The organism is Salipiger sp. ABF4_146 (genome assembly GCF_056161345.1).
Genome location: NZ_JBSWYX010000020.1, coordinates 40,903 through 64,847 on the forward strand (window position 1 = coordinate 40,903; position 23,945 = coordinate 64,847).

The following is a 23,945-nucleotide window of genomic DNA, read 5'->3' on the forward strand; positions in this document are numbered from 1 at the left end:
AACATGGCAACACGGAAACTCTACGCGGGAGCAAAGCTGCGCGACCTGCGCGGGCGGCTTGGTCTGACGCAAAAGGAGTTCGCCGCCAAGCTTGGCATTTCGCTGCCCTACCTGAACCAGATGGAGAACAACAACCGCCCGGTGTCGACCACGGTGGTGCTGGCGCTGGCGCAGGAATTCGGCTTCGACGTGACCGAACTGGGCCAAGGCGATTCCGAGCGGCTGATCTCGGATATGCGCGAGGCGCTGGCAGACCCGATCTTTGGCGAGCATACGCCGCCACTGGCCGACCTGCGGCTGACCGCGTCCAATGCCCCTGCCCTCGCCCGCGCCTTTCTGGAACTGCACCGCGCCTACCGGCAAACGCATGAACGGCTCGCCTCGCTGGACGAGGCGCTGGGGCGCGAAGGCACACAGATGCAGCCCTCGCCCTGGGAAGAAGTGCGCGACTTCTTCCACTACTGCGACAACTATATCGACGCCGTCGACCGCGCCGCCGAGCATTACGCACATGGCCTCGGCCAAGGCGGTGCCGACCTACGCGGCGCGGTGATCGCCCACCTGCGCGACCGCGGCATCACCGTCGAGTTCCACCAGTCCGCGCCGCTGCGCAACTACGACGCCGAGCGGCGGGTGCTGACCATGTCGTCGCTGGCCCAGCCGGAAACCCTGACCTTCCAGATGCTGATACAGGTGGCGCTGCTGCGGCAGGAAAAGCTGCTTGAGGCAACGCTCGATCTGGCGCGCTTTCAGTCCGAAAACGCGCGCAGCATCGCCAAGCTCGGGCTTGCCAACTACTTCGCCGGCGCGGTGATGATGCCCTACACCCGCTTGCTGGAGGCCGCGCAGGAAACCCGCCATGATCTCGAACTTCTGGCGGCACGCTTCGGCGCCTCGGTCGAGCAGGTGGCGCACCGGCTTTCGACGCTGCAGCGCCCCGGCGCCAAGGGCATCCCGTTCTTCTTTGCCCGCGTCGATCAGGCTGGCACGATCACCAAGCGCCATTCGGCCACCCGGCTGCAATTCGCCCGCTTTGGCGGTGCCTGCCCGCTTTGGAACGTACATCAGGCGTTTGAGACGCCGAACCAGTTCCTGCGGCAATTGGCCGAAACCCCCGACGGCGTGCGCTATGTGCTGCTGGCCCGCGATGTGACCAAACCCGCCGGCCGCTTCGGCGCGCCGGTGCGACGTTTCGCGATCGCGCTGGGATGCGAGGTGAAACACGCCGGCGCGCTGGTCTATGCCGATGGCATGGACCTCAGCCGCGACCGGGCGTTCGAGCCGATCGGCATCTCGTGCCGGATTTGTGAGCGCACCGACTGCCACCAACGCTCGGTGCCGCCGCTGGAAAAGAAAATGACGATCAACCCCGAGCGCCGCGGCATCCTGCCCTACACGCTGGAATAGCGCTCAGCCTTCCTGCAGGCGCAGCGCGCGCTTGGTGGCAAACACCTCTTGCCGCTCGACCCACTGATATTTCGTGTCCTCGACAACCGGTCCCCAGTAAAGCTCTCCGCCAAAGCGCCACGGGTCGAGCACGATGCCCTCTTTCATCGTGCCGCCCTTCTGGCTGACGATGACCGAGCTGTGCTCGATACGGAACGCCTTCATGGCGTTGGCGATGCCACGGTGCAGATCGAGCGTCTGGAAGTCCTCCTCCTCGAGCCGAGCCTGCAGATCGTCGGCCCACTGGTAGCACAGGCCGCGCGGACGCGTGCCGTTGTTGACCTTGATGTTGTGGATATAGGCCGGGTCGGTGACGTTCCACGCCACCGCCAACTCGCGTGGGTAGTCGATAGAGATACGCGCCATGCGCTGCGCTTCTTCGGGATCGACGCTCGGGCCAAGCTCCGTGATCGCCTGAGCCAGTGCGGCATATTCCGATGCCGGCGGCGCGGGCACATGCGGGTCACGGGTGCCCGCGCAGGCCGAGAGAAGCGTGGCGGCCAGCAGCAGCGGCAGCAGATGGAGACGGGAAAGGAACTGGGGCACGGCTCGAGAGGTATTGTTTCTGGGAAATGGAACTGAGACTGACCTAGCGCGCGGGAGGAGATCTGTCGAGCATGGAGCGCGCCAAAGCGCCAGCCCGCCCCTTGCAAGTAAGCCCCGCACTTCGGAGGTGTGTCCTTTTCGAGCACGCACCTTCGGCGCCACGGGCAGGTGCTCGCCCGACAGCTTCGCCTTGATTCCACGCGACCAGCCGCTGCACACCCTCGCTGCGCCTTGCGGGGCGATGCGCAGGGCGGTAAAGGCAACGAGACTTTGACGGACATTCATGGACAGGGGGAACCCATGTCGATCGACATTCAGACGGCGGCACGTGTCGCCAAGCTGGCACGCATCCGCGTGGAAGACGACGCGCTTCCGGCGCTGGCACAGGAATTCAGCAATATCCTCGAGTTCATCGAGCAGCTGAACGAGGTGGACGTGGAGGGGGTCGAGCCGATGGTCTCGGTGACTCCGATGCGCCTCAAGCGCCGCGCCGACGGCGTGACCGATGGCAATATGCAGGACAAGGTCCTGGCGAACGCCCCCGATGCCCGCGAAGGGTTCTTTGCTGTGCCGAAGGTGGTGGAATGACCGATCTGAACAAGCTCAAGCTGGCGGAAGCGCGCGACGCGCTGCGCAAGGGCGACGTGACCTCGGTTGAACTGACCGAAGCCTGCCTTAAGGTGATCGAAGGCGCCGACGCGCTTGGCGCCTTCGTGCACAAGACCCCCGAGATCGCGCTGGAGCAGGCCAAGGCCGCCGACGCCCGCATCAAGGCGGGTGACGCGCCCGCCATGTGCGGCCTGCCGATCGGCGTGAAGGATCTCTTCTGCACCAAGGGCGTGCCGTCGCAGGCGGCCTCGTCGATCCTTGAAGGGTTTACCCCCGAGTATGAATCGACCGTCACCAGCCAGTTGTTCGACGCCGGCGCAGTCATGCTGGGCAAGCTGAACATGGACGAGTTCGCCATGGGCAGCTCGAACGAAAACACCTGCTATGGTGCCGCGGTGAACCCGTGGAAGCGGACCGGCGATGACACGCAGCTGACGCCCGGCGGTTCGTCGGGCGGCTCGGCCTCGGCGGTTGCCGCCGACCTTTGCCTTGCGGCCACCGGCACCGACACCGGCGGCTCGATCCGTCAGCCCGCGGCCTTCACCGGCATCACTGGCATCAAGCCGACCTATGGGCGCTGCTCGCGCTGGGGCATCGTCGCCTACGCCAGCTCGCTCGATCAGGCCGGCCCGATGACCAAGGACGTGCGCGACGCGGCGATCATGCTGCAGGCGATGTGCGGCCACGATCCCAAGGATTCGACCTCGGCCGACCTTCCCGTGCCCGATTTCGAGGCCATGCTGACCGGCGACATCCGCGGCAAGACCATCGGCATTCCCAAAGAATACCGCGTCGACGGCATGCCCGAGGAGATCTCAAAGCTTTGGGACGAGGGCGCGAAGATGCTCGAGGATGCGGGCGCGAAGGTCGTCGAGATCTCGCTGCCGCACACCAAATACGCGCTGCCGGCCTACTATGTGATCGCCCCGGCCGAAGCCTCGTCGAACCTCGCCCGCTATGATGGGGTGCGCTATGGCCACCGCGCCAAGCTCAGCCAGGGCGAAGGCATCAACGACATGTACGAGAAGACCCGCGCCGAGGGCTTCGGCCTTGAGGTGCAGCGCCGCATCATGGTCGGCACCTACGTGCTGTCGGCGGGCTTCTACGACGCCTACTACAACCGCGCTCGCAAGGTTCGCACCCTGATCAAGAAGGACTTCGAAGACGTCTTCGCCGCCGGGGTCGACGCGATCCTCGCGCCAGCGACGCCGTCCTCTGCCTTCGGTATCGGAGAAATGAAGACCGCAGACCCGGTGCAGATGTATCTCAACGATGTGTTCACCGTTACACTGAACCTTGCCGGGCTTCCGGGCGTTTCGGTGCCGACGGGACTTGATTCGAAGGGGCTGCCGCTGGGGCTGCAGCTGATCGGACGCCCGTGGGAAGAGGGTGACCTGCTGAACACCGCCTATGCGCTGGAGCAGGCCGCCGGGTTCGCGTCGAAGCCCGCCCAGTGGTGGTAACGACGCCGGAATAAAGGACGAGGGCAGAGTGATGACTCGCATTTTCTTCGGTGGCGCGGCTCTGCTCGCGCTGACCGCCTGCACCACCCCGATCCCCGACAGCGGCTCGGGTGTCGGGTTCGACGACTACGGCAGTTATCAGGCGGAACGCGCGCAGCGCGATGCGGCGCTCGAAGGCAGCGCGCCGGTAGAGTCTTCGACTCTGCCGCCAGCCGGCCGCGACAGCAGCGATCCGGCCGTGGCCGCGGCCACTTCGGTGCTCGACGGCCCCGCCGGGACCGAGAACGCGCCGCTGCCCACCGCGGCCGCAACCCCGGCACCGCAGTCGGTGACCGATTCTGCCGGCCTTTCGGAAGAAAACAGTTTTGACGCGGTGTCCGCCGAGCGCTCGATCGAAGATGACGCGACGCTGATCCAGCAGAACCGTGCGCAATACGAGGTTGTCGCCCCGACCGACCTGCCGCCGCGCCCGGATTCGGACGCGCCGAACATCGTCGCCTACGCGCTACAGACCACCAACCCCGTGGGCACGCCGCTCTACAGCCGCTCGAGCTTCTCGTCCGAGGCCAAAGCGCAGCGCAACTGCGCCAGATACGAGACCACGGACCGCGCGCAGGAAGCGTTCCTTGCCGACGGCGGCCCCGAGCGGGATCGCAATGGCATCGACCCCGATGGCGACGGTTTTGCCTGCAGTTGGGATCCCGCGCCGTTCCGGGCCGTCCGCGGCTACTGACCGGCAGGTGCAGCCGATCTGGCACCCCTCCGACAATTTCGGGCCGCGCCGACTTGGGGCGCGGCCCGACATCGTAGTGCTGCACTACACCGCGATGAAAAGCGCCGAAGCGGCGCGCGATTGGCTGTGCAATGCCGAAGCGGGCGTGTCGGCGCACTACGTGCTGGGCTATGACGGCACCTGCTGGCAACTGGTGACCGAAGAGATGCGCGCATGGCACGCCGGTCTGGGCGCATGGGGCTCGGTCGCAGAGGTCAACTCCCGCTCGATCGGCATCGAGATCGCCAACACCGGCGACGAACCCTTCCCCGAGCCGCAAATGACTGCGCTGGAGGTGCTGCTCTCTGGCATACTCGAGCGCTGGCACATCCCGCCGCAAAGGGTGATTGGCCATGCCTGCATGGCGCCGGGACGCAAGATCGACCCCGGCCCGCTGTTTGACTGGGCGCGTCTGGTAGACAAGGGGCTGGCCGTCAGTGCCCCGCCGACCACGCCGGGGGACGCGCCAGACCAGTTCCGCCGCGATGCGCATCGCTTCGGCTATCGCACCGAGCCGGAACAGCTCGATGCCCTGCTGAAATCCTTCCGGGACCGCTTTCGCCCCGGAGCGACGGGCCCGCTAGACGAGGACGATCGCGCCCTGATGGCCGGGCTCGCTGCCCGCTGGCCAGCCGCCTGAGCGCCGCCGCCACCTTTGGAAAAAGCCGAGGAGCCGCCCCTGCGGCGGACTGGGAGCCGGCGCGCGGCAGGGGCGGGTGCGCCGTCGGGCCTTGAAGCCGTGGGCGCCGTGCCGAACGGACCGCGCGCCATTGCGCTGACCGGGCCAGAACCGGGATGCCGGGAACCGCGGCACTCGGTTAGCGACGAAACGACACAGACCCAGTGTAGCCGCTGGCGCGCGCTGCCACAGGTCAGGAATTCCACACCTCATAGCGCCCGCCAAGACGGCCTCGCGCCGAAGTGAGGCGCGCAGGGGGGTGCGACAATTAATTTTGATCTGGATCAAAGGAGATGATTGCCCGAGACTTGGTCGCATCCTAAAAGGAAGGTCAGACTAAGGGCGTGGAGGAGTTTAGTGCGCGCCCTTGCGAGGGACGTACGTATACAGGAGGCACGCAATGGCAGATGCAGCCATTCACGGCCACGAGCACGAGGACGACCGCGGGTTCTTTACCCGTTGGTTCATGTCGACGAACCACAAGGATATCGGGATTCTCTACCTGATTACCGCTGCGTTCGTTGGCCTGATCTCCGTGGCCTTCACCGTTTACATGCGCTTGGAGCTGATGAGCCCCGGCGTGCAGTACATGTGCATGGAAGGTGCGCGCCTGTTCCCGACATCAGTCGAGAACTGTACGCCCAACGGGCACCTGTGGAACGTGATGATCACCGGCCACGGCATCTTGATGATGTTCTTCGTGGTGATTCCCGCACTGTTCGGCGGCTTCGGCAACTACTTCATGCCACTGCAGATCGGCGCGCCGGACATGGCCTTCCCGCGGATGAACAACCTCAGCTACTGGCTCTATGTCGCCGGCTCGACGCTGGCGGTCTGCTCGGTCTTCGCGCCGGGCGGCAATGGTCAGCTTGGCTCGGGCATCGGCTGGGTGCTTTATCCACCGCTGTCGACCAACGAAGCGGGCATGTCGACCGACCTCGCGATCTTCGCGGTGCACGTCTCGGGGGCGTCGTCGATCCTCGGCGCGATCAACATGATCACCACCTTCCTGAACATGCGCGCCCCGGGCATGACGCTCTTCAAGGTGCCGCTGTTCTCGTGGTCGATCTTCGTCACCTCGTGGCTGATTCTGCTGTCGCTGCCCGTTCTGGCCGGCGCGATCACCATGCTGCTGACCGACCGCAACTTCGGCACGACCTTCTTTGATCCCGCCGGCGGCGGCGATCCGGTGCTCTACCAGCACATCCTGTGGTTCTTCGGCCACCCGGAAGTGTACATCGTGATCCTGCCCGGCTTCGGCATCATCAGCCATGTGATCGCGACCTTCTCGCGCAAGCCGGTGTTCGGCTATCTGCCGATGGTCTGGGCGATCATCGCGATCGGCGCGCTCGGCTTCGTCGTCTGGGCGCACCACATGTACACCGTGGGCATGTCGCTGACCCAGCAGAGCTACTTCATGCTGGCCACGATGGTCATCGCGGTGCCGACGGGCGTGAAAGTGTTCAGTTGGATCGCCACGATGTGGGGCGGCTCGATCGAGTTCAAGACGCCGATGCTCTGGGCGATCGGCTTCCTGATCCTCTTCACCGTCGGCGGCGTGACCGGCGTGGTGCTGAGCCAGGCTGGCGTCGACCGCGCCTACCACGACACCTACTATGTGGTCGCGCACTTCCACTACGTGATGTCGCTGGGCGCCGTGTTCGCGATCTTCGCGGGGATCTACTTCTACTTCCCCAAGATGACCGGCAAGATGTACCCTGAGTGGGCGGGCAAGCTGCACTTCTACGTCATGTTCGTTGGCGCGAACCTGACCTTCTTCCCGCAGCACTTCCTTGGCCGTCAGGGCATGCCGCGCCGCTACATCGACTACCCCGAGGCGTTTGCCCTTTGGAACCACGTGTCGAGCTGGGGTGCGATCATCTCCTTCGCCTCGTTCCTGTTCTTCTTCTGGATCATGTGGCACTCGCTGCGCAAAGGCGCCGTCTGCACCCAGAACAACCCGTGGAACGAATACGCCGACACGCTGGAGTGGACCTTGCCGTCGCCGCCGCCCGAGCACACGTTCGAGCAGCTGCCGAAGCGCGAGGACTGGGACAAGCATCCCGCCCACTGAGCGGCTGACGCCCTGAGAGAGTGATACTCTGAAAGATTGACAAGCGCCGGCCCCGGGGGAACCCTCGGGGCCGGTTCTCTTTTGCGGGGCCGCGAGATGAAGGATGCCGCCATGCCCCTGTCCGGCTCTCTGTCAGGCCCCCTGCCCGACCGCTACGCCGTCATTGCCGACATCCACGGCAATTCCGATGCCCTGAGCGCGGTTCTGAGCCACATCGATGCCATGGGCATCGAGACGGTGCTCAATCTGGGCGACGTTTTCAGCGGCCCGCTGGCAGCCGGCGAGACTTGGGAGATCCTGCGCGATCGCCCGATGCCCACCGTCCGCGGCAATCACGACCGCTACCTGATCAGCCAAAGCCCCGCAGACATGGGCGCGTCGGACCGTGCGGCCTATGACGAGTTGCCGCCTGATGCGCTGGACTGGCTGCGGAGCCTGCCACAGACCTTGCACCTCGACGACATTCTGCTGTGCCACGCCACTCCGTCTGTGGATGACAGGTACTGGCTGCACGATGTCGACGCCCAGGGCACCGTGCGCCCGGCAGGGGCAGCTCGGGTGGCAGAGCATCTGAACGGCGTGGCGCAAAGCCTTCTGCTCTGCGCCCACACCCATCTGCCCCGCACTGTCAGCTGGCAACGGCAGATGATCGTGAACCCCGGCAGTGTCGGCTGCCCAGCCTATACCGACAGCCATCCGGTGCCGCATGTGGTGGAGACCGGCACGCCCCACGCCTGCTTCGCGGTGCTAGCGCGCAGCGGCGGCACGTGGCGGGCAAGCCAGCATAATGTGCCCTACGACCCGGCCCGCATGGCGGCGCTGGCCCGCGCGCGCGGTCGCAGCGAATGGGCCGAGGCACTGGCCACCGGCTGGATCGCGCGGTAGGCGGCAAATCCCTTTCGAAAGGCGGCGGCGCGGTGATACATTCCAGCCATGCCATACACTTGGACGATCGAAACCGGAGAGGACGGCGCGGAGGAAGCAGAGCTGCGGCTCTGGCCGCATCAGTCGCTGTCGGCCAAGGGCTTTGTCACATTCATCGGCATCTTCTTCTTCATGGCACTGATCCCCTTCTACGGTCTGCTCGGCACCTTCCTGCTTTGGGGGTTGCTGCCCTTCATGCTCGCGGCGCTCTGGGGCATCTGGTACGCCTTGCGCCGCAACGAGAGGGATCGGCGGATCCTCGAAGTGCTGACACTCTCGAAGGGCAACACCCACCTGACGCGCCAGAACCCACGCGGGCCGGCGCAGGATTGGCACAGCAACACCTATTGGGTCAGCGCACAGATGCACGAGACCGGCGGGCCGGTGCCCTATTACGTGACCCTCAAGGGCGCGGGGCGTGAGGTTGAGATCGGCGCCTTTCTGAGCGAAGAGGAGCGAAAGGCGCTCTTTCTCGAGCTCTCCGACCGGCTGCGGCTCTTGGCGCGGCCCTGACCGCGCGAAAGGTACTCATGGCCCAGGTCCCTGCCACCCCGAAGTTGAAGCGCCGCGCGCTGCGCCTTGCGGCGGCGCTGTCGCCGGCGCTGGCGGCGCGCCTGTCACCCGTGGCCTCTGAGCAGGCCGGGCTGGCGCTGCGCACCGCACTGCGCGGGCGCGCCGCTGCACGCGCCGAAGAGGTGATCTTTCTGATCCCACTGGTCGGCCCTGCGCATGTCGGCGATTGGCAGGCGGTCGCGGCGCGGCTGGCGCAAACGCTGGAGAGCTTCCGGCGCCAAAGCGGCCCATGGCGCGCGGTGATCTGCTGCCAAGAGCGTCCGCCCCTGCCCGAAGACGATCGCATCAGTTGGCTGCCCTTCGACGACCCCACGCCGGGCAACGACAAATGGCGCAAGCTCGCCGCGCTCTGCGATCATCTCGATACGCTCGGCACAAGCCCGGCGTATGTCATGAGTTTCGACGCCGACGATCTGCTGCGCGACGGCGTGGTGGCCGAGATGCTGGCACAGCAGGCACCGGGGTATCTGGTGCAAGAGGGGTACGTGATGGACCACGCCACCGGCGATGTGGCACTGGCCGGGCCGCCAACGGCGGCGCAGCCGCTGCGCAAACCGTTCTGGAAGTTGTGCGGATCGTGCATGGCGCTGCATCACGACCCCTCCGTGCCGCAGAGTTCCGCCTTCCTGCGCGCGATGACGCAGCACGAGCATCGCATGTTCCCCTATCTTGCCGCACTGGCCGGGCAGGCTCCGCAGCCGCTCGGGCGGCCCTCGGTGCTCTACGTGCTCAATCACGGGGAAAACTTCGGCGCGCGCCGTGGCCGCGTCGGGTTCAAGACCCGTTTCGTCCAGCGCTTTCGGATCACCGACCCGGAGGAACTGGCAAAGGTGGCGGAAGAGTTTCCCGCCCCCTGACATGTTCCGCGCGCCTCTACTGAACGAGCGGCGCGACCTCCTTCAAAGGTATCTGCCTCAGCCCGCTGCGGCGAGCCGGTCTTTGACCATCGGACCGACGGCGCCGAAATCCATGCGGCCCTGATAACGCGTCTTGAGCACGCCCATCACCCGGCCCATGTCGCGGATCGAGCTTGCGCCGACCTCGGAGACCGCCGCCGACACCGCCTGCGTCACCTCGTCCTCGGACATCGGCTTGGGCAGAAACTCTTCGATCACCGGGATTTCGGCCAGTTCCGACTCCGCGAGGTCCAAACGCCCGCCCTCTTCGTAGGTGCGCGCACTCTCGCGGCGCTGCTTGACCATCTTGGCGAGGATCGACAGCAGCTCGGCATCCTCGACCCCATCCTCGTTGCCTTCGGCACGGGCGGCAATGTCACGGTCTTTCACCGCGGCAGAGATCAGCCGCAGCGTCGAGAGGCGCTCGCTGTCCTTGTCTTTCATCGCCTGCTTGGTCGCAGCCTTGATGCGTTCACGCAATTCCATAGGAACGGATATCCCCTGACGTTTCCAAACCCTGACACTACAGAATGCCATTCGCACGTGCAATCCCGCCCTATACCAATGCAACTTATTGATTTTGCTTGATTTCTGAGAAAAAATCAGCGCTTGACGCTTGCCGCGGCTTCCCTTAGGCATGGCGCGATTTGCTTCCCGCCCGCATCGTTATAGGAGTCGTGCCATGTCGCTCGCTACCCCCCAGAAGCCTACCGCATGCCTCGCGCTCGCCGATGGGACGCTGTTTTACGGACAGGGGTTCGGCGCCACCGGACAGGCGCAGGCCGAGCTTTGCTTCAACACGTCCATGTCCGGCTATCAGGAGATCATGACTGATCCCTCCTACGCCGGCCAGATCGTCACCTTCACCTTCCCGCACATCGGCAACGTCGGCGTGAACCCCGAAGATGACGAAACCAACGATCCCGTCGCCGCGGGCATGGTGGTGAAATGGATGCCGACGCAGTCGTCCAACTACCGCGCCGTGCAGGAACTTTCGGATTGGCTGGCCGCGCGTGGCCGCATCGCCATCGGCGGCATCGACACCCGCCGCCTGACCCGGGCGATCCGCCAGCAGGGCGCGCCGCACGTGGCGCTGGCCCACAACCCCGAAGGTGAGTTCGACGTTGAAGCGCTGGTCGCCTCGGCCCGTGCCTTCCCCGGCCTGACCGGCCTCGATCTCGCCAAGGACGTGACCTGCGCGCAAAGCTACCGCTGGGACGAAATGCGGTGGGCGTGGCCCGAGGGCTACCAGCCGCAGACCAACCCGCGTAAGAAAGTGGTCGCCATCGACTACGGCGCAAAGCGCAACATCCTGCGCTGCCTCGCCTCGGCGGGCTGCGAAGTGACCGTGCTGCCCGCCAGCGCCACCAAGGAAGAGGTGCTGGCCCACAACCCCGACGGCGTGTTCCTGTCGAACGGCCCCGGCGACCCCGCGGCCACCGGCGCTTATGCGGTGCCGATGATCAAGGGCATCCTCGATGAGACGGATCTGCCGATCTTCGGCATTTGCCTCGGCCACCAGATGCTGGCGCTGGCGCTTGGCGGCAAGACCATCAAGATGAACCACGGCCACCACGGTGCCAACCACCCGGTGAAGGAGATCGATACCGGCAAGGTCGAGATCACGTCGATGAACCACGGCTTCGCGGTAGACGGTCAGACGCTGCCGGCGGGCGTGGTCGAGAGCCACGTGAGCCTGTTCGACGGATCGAACTGCGGCATTCGCATGACCGACCGTCCGGTGTTCTCGGTGCAGCACCACCCCGAGGCCAGCCCGGGCCCGCAGGACAGCTTCTATCTGTTCGAACGGTTCGTGAACAGCATGTGATCGTCTGGGGAACATCGCGAATACTGTTTCCCCAAGCGTCACAATTTAACGCTGAGTTTACCGAGATGCCCTGACCCTTCCCATGCCGGGAAGGTCAGGAGCATACCATGTCTAAGCCGCCTCCGACGTCCGAAAATACGCACCGCAGCGCCACGCCGCGCGACCGTGCCCGCCCGCTCTGCGCGGCTCTTCTCGAAGACGGCGCGCTTGACGCGCCACAGGCGCTGGCAGCGCTCGCCCGTGCCAGACACAGCGGCACCGACCTATCCCGACAGTTGATCAGCGAAGGGCAGGTGCCGCCCGAACGGATTCGCGATACGCTTGCCCGCTGCCATGGCGCCGCAGCGCTTTCGCGCGCAGCAACGCCGCCCGCGCCAGAACTTGCCGGGCTTCTGCCTCCGCATCTGTGCCTGCGCCACGGCGCGCTGCCGTGGCTCTGGCGCGGCGACAGGCTGGTTGTCGGGGTCACCCGCCCCGAAAGCCTTGACCGCCTGCGACCCATGCTGGCCGGGCGCTGCGCCGAGATCGAAACCGCCTTCGTCACCGAGCGCGACATCTTCGAAGAGATCGCCGCACGCTATGGCGCCGCCTTTGCCGAGGCGGCCGAGACGACGCTGCCCGCCTCGCTCAGTTGTCGCGATCTCAATCGGCTTTCGCCTGCGCGCCTTGCGCTTCTCGCCACCGCTGCACTGGCCGGGCTTGGGTTTCTGCTGCTCGCGCCGCAGGCCTTCTTCCTTGGCGCACTGGGACTTGCTTCGGCCACGCTGTTGCTTGGCTTACTGGCCAAGGTTGCAGCACTCTTTGCCGGGCTGCCACCCCCGCCCGACCGCCCGCGCGGCACCGGCGGCCCGACGCCACCGGTTAGCCTGCTGGTGCCGTTGCACCGCGAGGAAGATATCGCCCACAAACTGATCGAGCGGCTCGACCGCCTCGACTACCCGCGCGCCCAGCTTGAAGCGCTGCTGGTGCTCGAGGCCGAAGACATGCAGACCCGAAAAGCGCTGCAGGGTGCTCGCCTGCCGCCTTGGATGCGGGTGATCGAAGTGCCCGGTGGCAGCATCACCACCAAGCCCCGCGCCCTGAACTATGCGCTCAACTTCGCGCGCGGCACTCTGATTGGCATCTATGATGCCGAGGACAGCCCCGCGCCCGGGCAGTTGCGGATGATGGCGGCACATTTCGGACGAGCACCGCCCGGGCTGGGATGTGTGCAGGGCATCCTCGATTTCTACAACCCGCAGGCAAACTGGATGTCCCGCTGTTTTGCCATCGAGTACGCCGCGTGGTTCCGCGTACTTCTGCCCGGCTTCGCCCGGCTTGGCTTTGCAATCCCGCTCGGCGGGACAACCGTGTTCTTCCGCCGCGAGGCGCTGGAGCGGGTTGGCGGCTGGGACGCGCATAATGTCACCGAAGACGCCGATCTTGGCATCCGACTGGCGCGGTTCGGCTATCGCACAGACCTGCTGCCGCTGGTCACCCGCGAAGAGGCAACCTGTCATGTCTGGCCTTGGATCCGGCAGCGATCGCGCTGGCTGAAGGGCTATATCGTCACCTGGCTGGTGCACATGCGCCACCCCCGCCGCACCGTGCAGCAACTGGGCGCGTGGCGGATGCTGGGGCTGCAATTGGTCCTGCTTACCGGGATCGTGCAGTTCGCCCTTGCACCGCTGTTCTGGTCGTTCTGGCCGATCCTGCTCGGCTGGCCGCACCCGCTGGCCGGGCCGGACAACGTTGTTCTGCTCGACGCCGTCGTCAGGCTGCTGCTGCTGGGCGAAGGTGTGACCTTGCTTCTGGGGCTGGCGGGCGTGGCGCGCAGCCCGCATCCGGGCCTCATGCCTTGGGTGCCGACGCTGTTTCTGTATTTCCCGCTCGGCACCATCGCCATCTACAAGGCACTGTGGGAACTCGTTTCGCGCCCGTTCTTTTGGGACAAGACAACCCATGGCAGATCAGACCCGGACCATCCCGAGGCGGATCTGCCAGAAGACCCGGGCTGAGCGCGCTACGCTGTCTTTCGGCTGTCGAGCTTCAGGCGCGTGACAAATGCCGCAGAGATATGCTCGCGCAGCGCTTGGTCAGCCGCGTCTTCGTCGCGCCGGGCGATGGCGTCGACGATCGCCGCGTGCTCTGCCAGCGCGTCGGTCCCCCGCCCCTCGGCGGCCAGCGAGGTCGTCGCCATCAGCGCCATGGAACGGTGCACGAGGTCAAGCTGCTGCACCAGATAGCGGTTGTGCGAGGCCAGCTGGATCATCCGGTGGAAGCGCCGGTTGGCCCGCGCCAGCGCCGCCGGATCATCGAGCAGCGCGCGATCGTCTTCGATCATATCGCGCAGCACCTTCACTTCTTCTTCGGTGGCGTGACGCGCCGCCAGACGCGCCGCCAGCCCCTCAAGCTCGGTGCGCACCACGTAAAGCTCGGCCATCTGGTTGTGATCAAGCGATGCGACGATCAGCGACCGCCCGTCGCGCGCCAGCAGCGATTGCGTCTCGAGCCGCTGCAGCGCCTCTCGGATCGGCGTGCGCGACACGCCGAATCGTTCGGCAAGCTCGCTCTCCACCAGCCGGTCGCCGGGGCGATAGACACCCTGATCGATCGCCTCGAGGATCAGCGTATAGGCGTCCTTGTTCGGCGTCCGGATCTGGCTCATGTGCGGGGGTCCTTCATAACTGATGCAACAAGATAGCGGCAGCAGGCCCTTAGGATCAACGCCCCCCTTTGTCGCGTCCGCGGTTGCGGCATCCGCGCCGCAGTGCAAATGGCCCGCCGCCCATTGCCGCCCGCTGGCCCGCGGCGTAGGTTGCGCGCCATGGTAAAGCAGCATTTCTCCCACGTCCGCCACTGGGTCTTCGACCTCGACAACACGCTCTATTCGCCGGCAGTGCGGCTGTTCGATCAGATCGAGCGCAGGATGAACGACGTGGTCATGCGCGTCACCGGCCTTGGTCATGCCGAAGCCAACGACCTGCGCAAACGCTACTGGATGGACCATGGCACCACGCTGGCCGGTCTGATGGCCAATCACGAACTGGACCCCGACGCCTATCTGACCGAGGTGCACGACATCTCGTTCGACGCGCTCACCCCGGACCCACATCTGGCCGATCTGATTTCCGGCTTGCCCGGGCGCAAAATCGTCTACACCAACGGCAGCGCGCCCTATGCGGCGCGGGTGCTGGAGGCGCGCGGGCTCGATGCTGCGTTTGACGCGATCTATGGCGTCGAGAACGCGAACTACCGGCCCAAACCCGAGCCGCAGGCCTTCGAGACGGTGTTCGCGCTGGATGGTACGGACACCGCCACCGCCGCCATGTTCGAAGACGATCCGCGTAATCTTGCCGCACCCCACGCCATGGGCATGCGCACGGTCCACGTCGCCCCTGAGCGTGCAAAAGGCGAGCATATCCATCACCATACCGATGATCTGACGGCCTTTCTCGCCCGGCTCGGCTGAGGCCGCGGCGGGACCATCAGCGCCGCGGTGCCCGCGTGCGACAATTTTTGCACTGGGAGCGCTTCGGCCCGATCCCTATCTGCTGCTCAGCCCAAGCAGGAGATACCGATGACCGCGACCGACCTCACCTCGACCACCCACGCCGACCACGCCCCCGCCAAGCGCGAAACCCGCGGCGAGACCGTGCTGTTCCTCGTGGCCGCGCTGCTGCTGGTGATCGGCGCGATCAACACCGTTGCCTTCGGCCCCGTCGGTCTGGCGATGACCGCGCTGGCCATGGTGCCGGTGTGCTATTTCATGATCCTGTGGATCACCGTCGGCAAGTAAGCCGCATGGTCATACCCGCCCGCCTGCCCTAGATAGAGGCACAAAGGAGAGCGGTCATGGACTACGACATTCTCATCTCGGGCGGCGGTATCGCCGGGCTTACCGCAGCCGCCGCCTTCGGAAACGCCGGGTTTTCCGTGCTCTGCGTCGATCCGGCGCCGCCGGTGACCGAGCGCGCGGCGCAGGGCGCCGATCTGCGCAGCACCGCCTTTTTGCAGCCCGCACAGGCATTTCTGGCCGAAGCAGGCCTTTGGGACCGGCTCGCTCCGCATGCCATGCCGCTACAGGTGATGCGCATCGTCGATGCGGGCGGCGAACTGCCCGAGCCGCGCATCGTCAAAGACTTCGACAGCGCCGAGATCTCCGAACTGCCGTTCGGCTGGAACCTCCCCAACTGGCTGCTGCGGCGCGAGATCTCTGCCCATCTGCACGAGATGGACACGGTGACCTTCCTGCCCGGCACCGCCACCAGCGCGCTCTTCACCCGCGAGGCCGAGGCCCGCGTCACGCTCAGCGACGGTCGCCGCGTCCGCACTCGGTTGGTGATCGCCGCCGACGGGCGCAATTCGCCGATGCGGCAGGCGGCGGGGATCGGCGTGAAGACCACGCGCTTCGGGCAAAAGGCGCTGGCCTTCGCCACCACACATCCGATCCCCCATGGCAACGTCTCCACCGAGATCCACCGCACCGGTGGGCCGTTCACCCTCGTCCCGCTGCCCGATTTCGAAGGCCAGCCGTCATCGGCGGTGGTGTGGATGGAGGAAGGGCCGAAGGCCGAGGCCTTGATGGCGCTGGACGAGGCCGAATTCGAAACGGCCATGTCCGAGCGCTCTTGCCACCATTTCGGGCCGCTGAAGCTGGCCTCGCGCCGCAGCATCTGGCCGATTATCGCGCAGCACGCCGAGAGCCTCACCGGCCAGCGTCTGGCGCTGGTGGCCGAGGCGGCGCATGTGGTGCCGCCGATTGGTGCGCAGGGGCTGAACATGTCACTGGCCGATATGGCGGTGCTGCACGATCTGGCCGTGGCGTGGCCCGACACGCTTGGCGAGGCGGCGATGCTGGATGCCTATGCCCGCAAGCGCATGCCCGACATCCGGGCACGTGTGGCGGGGATCACCGCGCTCAACCGCACCTCGATGCTGTCGGCACCGCTGCTGCGAGATGCAAGGGCGACGGCGCTCGACGCGCTCTACGGGGTGAAATCGGTGCGTAAGACGCTGATGCAAATGGGACTTGGCGCAAAGGGATAACCCGCAAGCGGCAGACCTTGCAGCCGGGCGTGCGCGCCCGGCGCCTTACTTCCCGGCCACCGGCAGCAACGTGCTGCCCATCAGTTCCTCGCTGAACGGCACCGGATGCGGATCGCGGCCCAGCCGGGCGCGATAGACCGGCAGGCTTTCCGACACGCGCATCACGTAGTTGCGGGTCTCGGCGAAGGGGATCATTTCGATCCAGTCGATCATGTCGATCTCGCCGTTCAGCGGATTGCCGAAAATCCGCATCCAGCTCAGCGGCCGCGACGGCCCGGCGTTATAGCCCGCCGACATCATCACCACATTGCCGTCGAACTGCTCTGAGAGGCTCTGCAGATAGCGCGCGCCAAGCCGGGCGTTGTAGGCGGGATCATCCAGCAGACCGTCGAAACTATAGGCCACGTCGAGCCAACCGGCGACCTCCTTGGCGGTGCCCGGCATCAGCTGCATCAGGCCGCGCGCACCGGCGCCTGAAACCACCCTTGGGTCAAACTCCGACTCGCGGCGCGCGATGGAGAGCACCATTTCGCGCGGGACCGGGAAGCTTGGCGTCAGCAGATCGGGGTGCAGCGCATAATAGGGGCCGGGAATTTCGATACCGTATTGCGCGGCGCGTTTGCCAACCATGACCTCCACATGCGGGCGCTGCATCTCGGCCAGCATCTGGCCAAGCTGGCCGATCTCCTGCCGCTCCAGCCCTTCGGCGAGATGCGTCAGAAACCGCTCGCCAAGCGACGTCTCGCCCGAGGCCAGCAGCAGCACCGCGGCGTTGTAGACGCTGCTTTCGGTGAAATCCGCCTCGCGCCAGTCGGGGAACTCTTCGGTGCCCGCGAGCTTGGGATCGGCCGGAAGCCCGGCCCGCTCGGCCGCCAGCAGCCCGTAGAAAGAGGTCTGATAGCGCGCGCCCTGCGCATAGGCCTGCTGCGCGCCCTCGGCGTCGTCCAAGGCCTCCAGCGCGCGGCCCATCCAATAGCCCGCGCGGCCCTTCGAGATCGGCGAGGTCACCGCGCCATCGTGATTGCGGAAGTGCTGCAGCGCGGTTTCCGGATCGTCAAGGAAGCGCAGCGCGATGAAGCCCGACAGCCATTCGAGCGCGGCGTATTGGCTGCCCTCGGTCAGCCCGTGTCGCGACGCAATGGCATACGCGGTTTCGGGATCGCCCCGCCGCATCTTCTCATGCGCCAGCACATCACGGCGTCCGGCCCAGGCCCAAGGCTCTCCGAGCGCCTCGGTGCTGCTCGAGCGTTCGAGCAGCAGCGAGATGGCATCCTCGTCGCGGTTCTTGCGCACCCGCCACAGGAAACGCTCGTAGGCGAGCCCCGGATCGTCGGCCAGCGCCGCCGGCACCGCCTCGATGCGGGCATCGACACCGGCCTGCAGCCCGCGCAGCGCCAGCCGCGCCTCGGCCAGCGCGCGCCAGCCGTCAGAGACCAGCGGCAGCAGTGCCCGGGCGTTGTCCTCCCAGCCCTGCCACAGCGCCATATCCAGCCGCGCCTCGTGGTGCGGTTTCAGCAGGTCGCTCCAGTCGCGCAGAAAGGTCTGCCGCTCTTCGGAGCTAAGTGGCAAGGTGCGCCACGCCAGCACCACATCGGCCTCGGCAGCGCCACGTTCGCCAGCGGCCATATGCGCCCGTGCCAGCGCCAGCGCGCCCGCCCCGGTCTGCGGCAGGTAGCCGGTGAAGAACTCGCGGATGGTCGGCAGATCGGCCTCTGAAATGGCGATCTCGCTCTTTTCGCGCAGGTAGGGCATGCCCGGCCAGTCGGGATTTCGGCGGATGAAATCCATCACCTGCGGCGCCTCTCCGCGGCTGGCGCGCAGGTAGTTCCACAAGATCACATCCAGCGCCGCCTGCCCGTCGCCGCGCGACTCGATCAGTGCAGACGCCCAGTTGCCCGAGCGCATGTCGGCCATGGCCTTGGCGAGAGGCCGGTCCTGTGACAGCGCGGGCGTGGCGAGAATGGCGAGAAGCAGCAGGAGGGCAGCACGAACGCGCGACATGAGCTTGCAATTTCCTTGCCGAAAAGGAATAGACACGCGGCGAAGCTTAGCGCGGGGATCAGGGCGTTCCAATTCACATTCCCTCCAGCCCGGCGCTTCGCGACAGCGAAACGAACACATCAACATTCAAGGAGCGTGTCATGTTCAAAGGTTCGATGCCAGCACTCGTCACGCCGTTTAAAGACGGCGTCATAGATTTTGACGCGCTCAAGAAACTTGTTGACTGGCATGTGGCAGAGGGCAGCACCGCGCTGGTCCCCGTGGGCACCACCGGCGAAAGCCCGACGCTCAGCTACGAAGAGCACGAGGCGGTGATCGAATGCGTGGTCAAGACCGCCGCCGGCCGCATCCCGGTGATCGCCGGTGCCGGGTCGAATTCCACCGCCGAGGCGGTGCATTTCACGCAGTTCGCCGAGAAGGTCGGCGCGCAGGCGGCGCTTGTGGTGACCCCCTATTACAACAAGCCGACACAGGCCGGGCTGTTCGCGCACTTCAAGGCGGTGCATGACGCCACGGACATTCCGATCATCATCTACAACATCCCGGGCCGCTCGGTCGTCGACATGAGCCCGGCGACCATGGGCGAGTTGGCAAAGCTGCCGCGGATCATCGGGGTCAAGGACGCCACCGGCGATCTGGCGCGGGTCAGCCAGCAGCGCATCACCTGCGGCACCGACTTCGTGCAAATCTCGGGCGAGGATGCCACCGCGCATGGGTTCAACGCCCAAGGCGGTGTCGGCGTCATCTCGGTGACCGCGAACGTGGCCCCCGCGCTCTGCGCGCAGGTGCAGGCGGCGACGCTGGCGGGTGACTATGCCAAGGCGCTGGAACTGCAGGACCGGCTGATGCCGCTGCATCAGGCGATCTTCGCAGAACCGGGTCTGTGCGGCGCGAAATACGCCATGAGCCGCCTTGGTCTGTGCGACGAGGAAATGCGCCTGCCGCTGCTGCCGGTGACCGAGCCGGTGCGCGAGCGCATCGATGCGGCGCTGCGGCACGCGGGGCTGATGACCTGATCCAAGTGCCGGGGCTCCGCGCCCCGGACATGCGCCGAGCGGGGGCTCTGCCCCCGGACCCCCGGGATATTTCAGTCTAGACGAAGGGGCGGGTCCGCACTGGGCCCGCCCCTTTTTTTGTTGGCATAGAGGTGTCGAGACGCGGTGGTTTAGCCCGCGTCGCCGTCCTCACCACCGTCTGCACCATCGTCTTCAACGCCCTCGGGCTGGCCGACCACCACGAAGCGGAGCGCCTCCGGCTGCAGCAACTCGCCCGCGACGCGCTTGATGTCTGCAAGCGTGACCGCCTCGATATTGTCGTTGCGAGTGGCGATATAGTCAGGCGTCAGACCATCCATCTGCATGCCCACGAGAATGCGCGCGATCGGCCCGTTGCCATCGAAGCGCAGCGGGTAGGCGCCGGTCAGATAGGTCTTGGCCTGCTCAAGCTCGGCTTCGGTCACACCGTTCTCGGCCATCTTTGCCCATTCGTCGCGGATCACCTCGATCGCCTCGCCGATCCGGTCGTTGGAGGAAGCGACGCGCCCGAGATAAAGCTCGGCGTGGTCCATCGGAACTAGGTAAGAGTAGACGCCGTAAGTGAGCCCGCGCTTCTCGCGCACCTCGCTCATCAGGCGCGCCTCGAACCCGCCGCCGCCGAGGATGGTGTTCATCACATAGGCGGCAAAGAAATCCGGGTCGTCGCGCTCCATACCCTTGTGACCGAAGAGCGCCACGGATTGCGGCGTGTCGAAGGGCACGACGGTGGTTCCCGCGCTGGTCTCGACATTGAAATCCTCGGGCATCGGCGCTCCGGTCTCGGGCAGATCGCCAAGCAGGTTGTCGATCAGCGCCGACAACTCGTCCGGGCTGATGTCGCCGGTGGCGGCGATATAGACCCGGTCCTTGGCCATGGCGCCCTGCCATGCGTCGACGATGTCGTCGCGGGTCAGCCCCTCGACGCTCTCCACCGTGCCCGATTGATCCGAGCCGTAGGGATGCGCGCCGAAGACGTCCTTGTCGAAGGTGGCGCTGGCGATGGAATCGGGGTCTTTCTCGTCGCTGCGGATGCCAGAAATGACCTGCTGGCGCACACGCTCGATCGCGCTCTCCGAAAAGCTCGGCTCGATCAGGCTCTGGCGCAGCAGTTCTGCCGCCTCTGCGCGGTTCTCGGTCAGGAAGCGCGCCGAGACCGACACCGAGTCCGGCCCCGAATCGTATCCAAAACTGGCGGCCAGCGCCTCGGACTCGGCGGCAAAGCCCTGCGCGTCATAAGCGCCCGCACCTTCTTCGAGCAGGCCGACCATCAGGTTGGTCGCCCCGCGCTTGCCCGGTGCGTCGAGCGAGGTGCCGCCCTTGAATCGGATCTCGAGCGAGGTGAAGGGGATAGACGGCTCCTCCACCAGCCACGCGTTGAAGCCCATAGGCGTCTCGATCTGCTGGATGTCCACCTCTGCCGCGGCGGGCAAGGCGAACATCAGCGTCGCGGCCGCGGCACAGAGCGGCGTCATCAGGGTGCGGGCAGTCATTGGGTCACCTCGGTCTGCGGCATGGAGGGCGGCACGGCGGTCTGATCGGCCTGCGAGGCACCGGCGGGGCTGCTCAGGTAGCCCGTGACCGACCGGCGCTTGTCCAGAACCTCGCGGGCGGCGGCGACAATCTCTTCGCTGGTGACCTCCTGCAGCAGTTCAGGCCATGCCTGCACATCCTCGACCGTCAGCCCGGAGGTCAGCGCATTGCCGTAGCGCTGCGCCACACTGGCGACATCGTCGCGCTCGTAGATCTCCGACGCGCGCATCTGGAACTTGATCCGCTCCAGTTGCTCGGAATCGCAGCCTTCCTCGATGAAGGCCGCCAGCGCCGCGTCCAGCGCCGCCTCTCCTTCTTCCAGAGTCACGCCGGGCGCCGGCACCAGCCCGAAGCCGAAACTGCCGTCATCATAGGATGTGCCGTCATAGAAAGCGCCCACGTAGATCGCCTTCTTCTGCTCGAACTGCAGCTTCTGGTTGAGTACCGAGGTCTGCCCGCCGCCAAGGATCTCGGCCAGCAAGGTCAGCGCGGCGGCTTGCCTCTGGTCGCCGGGATCGCGTTCGGGGGCGAGGTAGCGGCGCATCACATAGGGCTGGGCGACGCGCGGGTCTTCCATCTTGATGTGGCGCGGCGCGAGTTGCGGCGGCTCCTGCGGGCGAACGCGCTCATCGGCGAGATCGGCATTGGGCTCGAGCGTGCCATAGGTCTCTTCGGCCAGCGCGCGCACCTCGTCCGGAGTGGTGTCGCCAGCGACCACGAGGATCGCGTTATTGGGCGCGTAGAAGCGGTTATAAAAGGTCAGCGCGTCGTCATGGTCCAGCTCTTCCATCTCGCGGCGCCAGCCGATCACCGGCACGCCGTAGCGGTGGTTGAGATAGAGCGAGGCGCCCATTTGCTCGCGCAGCAGCGCACCGGGATCACTGTCGACGCGCATGCTGCGCTCTTCAAGGATCACGTCGCGCTCGGTGGCGATCTCTTCCTCGGTCAGTTGCAGGTCGACCATGCGGTCGGCCTCCATCTCCATCATCAGACCGAGCCGGTCGGCGGCCACGCGCTGGTGATAGGCGGTCTGGTCATAGGAGGTGAAAGCGTTGTCGGTGCCGCCGTTCTGCGCCACGACCTTCGAAAACTCGCCCGGCTCAAGCTCGTCGGTGCCCTTGAACATCAAGTGTTCGAGGAAATGCGCGATGCCCGAGGTCCCGGCGGTTTCGTCGGCAGACCCGGCCTTGTACCAGACCATGTGCACCACGACCGGCGCCCGGTGATCCTCGACCACCACGACCTGCATGCCATTGTCGAGCGAGAAGGTGGTGACCGGTGTCTTCTGCGGCGTCTCGGCGCGCAGAGGCATCGCGGAAAACACCATCGCGGCCAGCGCCGCGGTCCATGACTTCATGTCCAAGCCCCAATCTCCGCTAAAATGAAAACTGCCCTCAACACTAGGCGTCGAGAGCAGTCTTTCCAAGCTGGGCTTGCGCTATCGTGATGAGCTGCGGGGTCAGCCGTCGCCCGGCGGTGCGGTGGGCGTGCGGGCGCCCGCGCCCCGATAGGCGTTCAGCGCCGCGTAGGGATCGAGCAACTGATCGCGGTAGGCGCGGTTGTACTCGTCATCCTTGAAGAGCTTCCAGTTGAAGATCGAACGGTCCTTGCGGAACTGCGCATCCTCGACGGCCAGCTGCGCGCGAATATTGCCATCGCGCCCAAAGCGCGAGGCGCGGTTGACCAGCGCGGCATCGCGGCCCGGCACATCGCCCACCGCCAGCTGCGCCGGGTTGCCGCCAAGCGCGGCCACGGCGTCCTGACGCGGGGTCTGGTCGGTGCGGTTGGCGCTGCCCGGAGTCGGCGCCGGCAGTTCGGCAAAGCTCTGCGGCATCTGCAACGGCTTGTTCGGCACGATGGCGAACTCTTCGGGCGTGCCCTGGTTGTTGCGCATTTGGTGCAGCGTGCGATCACTCGTCGTGCAGGCGACGAGCCCGGTCACTCCGAGCATCAGCACGAGATGCGGCAGCTTCATGGCCATACTCCGGTTCTTGCCTCTCGGTCCGCTCTATACGATCCGGCGCGCCGCGTCACGGGGCCTTTTTCCGCTTGCCCGGCTGGGAATTGCCGGAAAACAGCACCAGGCCCAAGGCGCCCGCAAAGATCGCGATATCGGCGACGTTGAAGGCAAAAGGGTTGTCGATGCCGCAGCAGGACATGTTGAGAAAATCCGCCACCGCGCCGTAAAGCAGCCGGTCGACGACATTGCCAAGCGCGCCGCCGATCAGCATCCCGCCAGAGATCAGCCCCAGACGGCCCGGCGGATCGCGCCGCAGCCAGACCGCGACGAACAGCACGATCCCCAGCGCCACGGCGATCAGCGTCCAGCGCGCCGCGGCCGCATCGTCGGCAAAAAGACCGAAATTGACGCCCCGGTTCCACGCCATGCGGAAGTTGAGGAAGGGCGGCAGCACGTCGATGGCCTGCCGCTGTGCCAGCCCCATCACGTGCACCACGAGCCATTTCGAAAGCTGATCCACCACAAAAGTGATGAGGGCGGTCACCGTTACCAGACGCATGAGGTCTCCTATCGTCGGGGCCG

23 protein-coding genes are annotated in these 23,945 nt (G+C 65.9%); 15 read left to right on the forward strand and 8 right to left on the reverse strand.

Annotated features, from left to right (window positions below):
• Positions 1–3 precede the first annotated feature (3 nt).
• The gene (locus ACXAJT_RS21940) at positions 4–1,407 is read left to right on the forward strand and encodes a helix-turn-helix domain-containing protein (RefSeq protein WP_475239076.1); all 1,404 of its coding nucleotides are present in this window, start codon (positions 4–6) and stop codon (positions 1,405–1,407) included.
• Positions 1,408–1,410: 3 nt separating this feature from the next.
• On the opposite strand, the gene ACXAJT_RS21945 is transcribed toward ACXAJT_RS21940, so the two are convergent.
• Complete coding sequence (locus tag ACXAJT_RS21945) at positions 1,411–1,992, reverse strand: hypothetical protein (RefSeq protein ID WP_475239078.1); 582 nt, start codon at positions 1,990–1,992, stop codon at positions 1,411–1,413.
• Positions 1,993–2,292: 300 nt separating this feature from the next.
• On the opposite strand from ACXAJT_RS21945, the gene gatC reads away from it, so the two are divergent.
• From gatC to ACXAJT_RS21985, 8 genes are all read left to right on the forward strand, one after another.
• Positions 2,293–2,580, forward strand: a complete 288-nt coding sequence (gatC, locus tag ACXAJT_RS21950) for an Asp-tRNA(Asn)/Glu-tRNA(Gln) amidotransferase subunit GatC (protein ID WP_475239081.1) — start codon at positions 2,293–2,295, stop codon at positions 2,578–2,580.
• Positions 2,577–4,064, forward strand: coding sequence for an Asp-tRNA(Asn)/Glu-tRNA(Gln) amidotransferase subunit GatA (gene gatA, locus ACXAJT_RS21955; RefSeq protein WP_475239084.1), 1,488 nt, complete (start codon positions 2,577–2,579; stop codon positions 4,062–4,064). Before gatC ends, gatA begins: the two co-directional genes overlap by 4 nt.
• Positions 4,065–4,095: 31 nt before the next feature.
• Entirely contained in the window at positions 4,096–4,797 is a 702-nt protein-coding gene (locus ACXAJT_RS21960; RefSeq protein WP_475239087.1) for a hypothetical protein, read from the forward strand.
• Positions 4,798–4,804: 7 nt separating this feature from the next.
• Positions 4,805–5,476 (forward strand): N-acetylmuramoyl-L-alanine amidase, encoded by a 672-nt coding sequence (locus ACXAJT_RS21965; RefSeq protein WP_475239089.1) that lies wholly within the window; start codon positions 4,805–4,807, stop codon positions 5,474–5,476.
• A gap of 439 nt (positions 5,477–5,915) precedes the next feature.
• Entirely contained in the window at positions 5,916–7,589 is a 1,674-nt protein-coding gene (ctaD, locus tag ACXAJT_RS21970) for a cytochrome c oxidase subunit I (RefSeq protein WP_475239091.1), read from the forward strand.
• Positions 7,590–7,700: 111 nt separating this feature from the next.
• The gene (locus ACXAJT_RS21975; protein WP_475239094.1) at positions 7,701–8,474 is read left to right on the forward strand and encodes a metallophosphoesterase family protein; all 774 of its coding nucleotides are present in this window, start codon (positions 7,701–7,703) and stop codon (positions 8,472–8,474) included.
• A 48-nt stretch (positions 8,475–8,522) separates the two neighbouring features.
• Positions 8,523–9,026, forward strand: a complete 504-nt coding sequence (locus ACXAJT_RS21980; RefSeq protein WP_475239097.1) for a DUF2244 domain-containing protein — start codon at positions 8,523–8,525, stop codon at positions 9,024–9,026.
• Between the two features lie 17 nt (positions 9,027–9,043).
• Positions 9,044–9,943: a hypothetical protein gene (locus ACXAJT_RS21985; RefSeq protein ID WP_475239099.1), complete on the forward strand. Its 900-nt coding sequence runs from the start codon at positions 9,044–9,046 to the stop codon at positions 9,941–9,943.
• A 57-nt stretch (positions 9,944–10,000) separates the two neighbouring features.
• Here ACXAJT_RS21985 and ACXAJT_RS21990 read toward each other — a convergent pair whose 3' ends face one another.
• Positions 10,001–10,468 carry a GatB/YqeY domain-containing protein gene (locus ACXAJT_RS21990; protein WP_475239101.1) on the reverse strand — a complete coding sequence of 156 codons (468 nt, stop codon included), beginning with the start codon at positions 10,466–10,468 and terminating at the stop codon, positions 10,001–10,003.
• 196 nt (positions 10,469–10,664) lie between these two features.
• On the opposite strand from ACXAJT_RS21990, the gene carA reads away from it, so the two are divergent.
• On the forward strand, positions 10,665–11,810 hold the full coding sequence (gene carA / locus ACXAJT_RS21995) for a glutamine-hydrolyzing carbamoyl-phosphate synthase small subunit (protein WP_475239103.1): 1,146 nt from the start codon (positions 10,665–10,667) through the stop codon (positions 11,808–11,810).
• Positions 11,811–11,917: 107 nt separating this feature from the next.
• On the forward strand, positions 11,918–13,807 hold the full coding sequence (locus ACXAJT_RS22000) for a glycosyltransferase family 2 protein (protein ID WP_475239105.1): 1,890 nt from the start codon (positions 11,918–11,920) through the stop codon (positions 13,805–13,807).
• A 5-nt stretch (positions 13,808–13,812) separates the two neighbouring features.
• On the opposite strand, the gene ACXAJT_RS22005 is transcribed toward ACXAJT_RS22000, so the two are convergent.
• Positions 13,813–14,457 (reverse strand): GntR family transcriptional regulator, encoded by a 645-nt coding sequence (locus ACXAJT_RS22005; RefSeq protein WP_475239108.1) that lies wholly within the window; start codon positions 14,455–14,457, stop codon positions 13,813–13,815.
• A gap of 159 nt (positions 14,458–14,616) precedes the next feature.
• On the opposite strand from ACXAJT_RS22005, the gene ACXAJT_RS22010 reads away from it, so the two are divergent.
• From ACXAJT_RS22010 to ACXAJT_RS22020, 3 genes are all read left to right on the forward strand, one after another.
• Positions 14,617–15,261 carry a pyrimidine 5'-nucleotidase gene (locus ACXAJT_RS22010; RefSeq protein WP_475239110.1) on the forward strand — a complete coding sequence of 215 codons (645 nt, stop codon included), beginning with the start codon at positions 14,617–14,619 and terminating at the stop codon, positions 15,259–15,261.
• A 108-nt stretch (positions 15,262–15,369) separates the two neighbouring features.
• The gene (locus ACXAJT_RS22015) at positions 15,370–15,588 is read left to right on the forward strand and encodes a hypothetical protein (protein ID WP_475239113.1); all 219 of its coding nucleotides are present in this window, start codon (positions 15,370–15,372) and stop codon (positions 15,586–15,588) included.
• Positions 15,589–15,644: 56 nt separating this feature from the next.
• Positions 15,645–16,838: a UbiH/UbiF family hydroxylase gene (locus ACXAJT_RS22020; protein WP_475239115.1), complete on the forward strand. Its 1,194-nt coding sequence runs from the start codon at positions 15,645–15,647 to the stop codon at positions 16,836–16,838.
• 45 nt (positions 16,839–16,883) lie between these two features.
• Here ACXAJT_RS22020 and ACXAJT_RS22025 read toward each other — a convergent pair whose 3' ends face one another.
• Positions 16,884–18,839 carry a lytic transglycosylase domain-containing protein gene (locus tag ACXAJT_RS22025; protein ID WP_475239118.1) on the reverse strand — a complete coding sequence of 652 codons (1,956 nt, stop codon included), beginning with the start codon at positions 18,837–18,839 and terminating at the stop codon, positions 16,884–16,886.
• A 140-nt stretch (positions 18,840–18,979) separates the two neighbouring features.
• Here ACXAJT_RS22025 and dapA point away from each other — a divergent pair, with 140 nt between their 5' ends.
• Positions 18,980–19,855, forward strand: a complete 876-nt coding sequence (dapA, locus tag ACXAJT_RS22030) for a 4-hydroxy-tetrahydrodipicolinate synthase (protein ID WP_475239121.1) — start codon at positions 18,980–18,982, stop codon at positions 19,853–19,855.
• Between the two features lie 149 nt (positions 19,856–20,004).
• Here the strand turns inward: dapA and ACXAJT_RS22035 are convergent, their stop codons facing one another.
• The 4 genes from ACXAJT_RS22035 to lspA all read right to left on the reverse strand — a co-directional run bounded on the left by ACXAJT_RS22035 (position 20,005) and on the right by lspA (position 23,922).
• Positions 20,005–21,345: a M16 family metallopeptidase gene (locus ACXAJT_RS22035; protein WP_475239170.1), complete on the reverse strand. Its 1,341-nt coding sequence runs from the start codon at positions 21,343–21,345 to the stop codon at positions 20,005–20,007.
• A gap of 14 nt (positions 21,346–21,359) precedes the next feature.
• Positions 21,360–22,760, reverse strand: a complete 1,401-nt coding sequence (locus ACXAJT_RS22040; protein WP_475239124.1) for a M16 family metallopeptidase — start codon at positions 22,758–22,760, stop codon at positions 21,360–21,362.
• 102 nt (positions 22,761–22,862) lie between these two features.
• Positions 22,863–23,378 carry a DUF3035 domain-containing protein gene (locus ACXAJT_RS22045; protein WP_475239126.1) on the reverse strand — a complete coding sequence of 172 codons (516 nt, stop codon included), beginning with the start codon at positions 23,376–23,378 and terminating at the stop codon, positions 22,863–22,865.
• Positions 23,379–23,433: 55 nt separating this feature from the next.
• A complete protein-coding gene (lspA, locus tag ACXAJT_RS22050; RefSeq protein WP_475239128.1) occupies positions 23,434–23,922 on the reverse strand; it encodes a signal peptidase II in 489 nt (162 codons plus the stop codon).
• Positions 23,923–23,945: the final 23 nt, after the last annotated feature.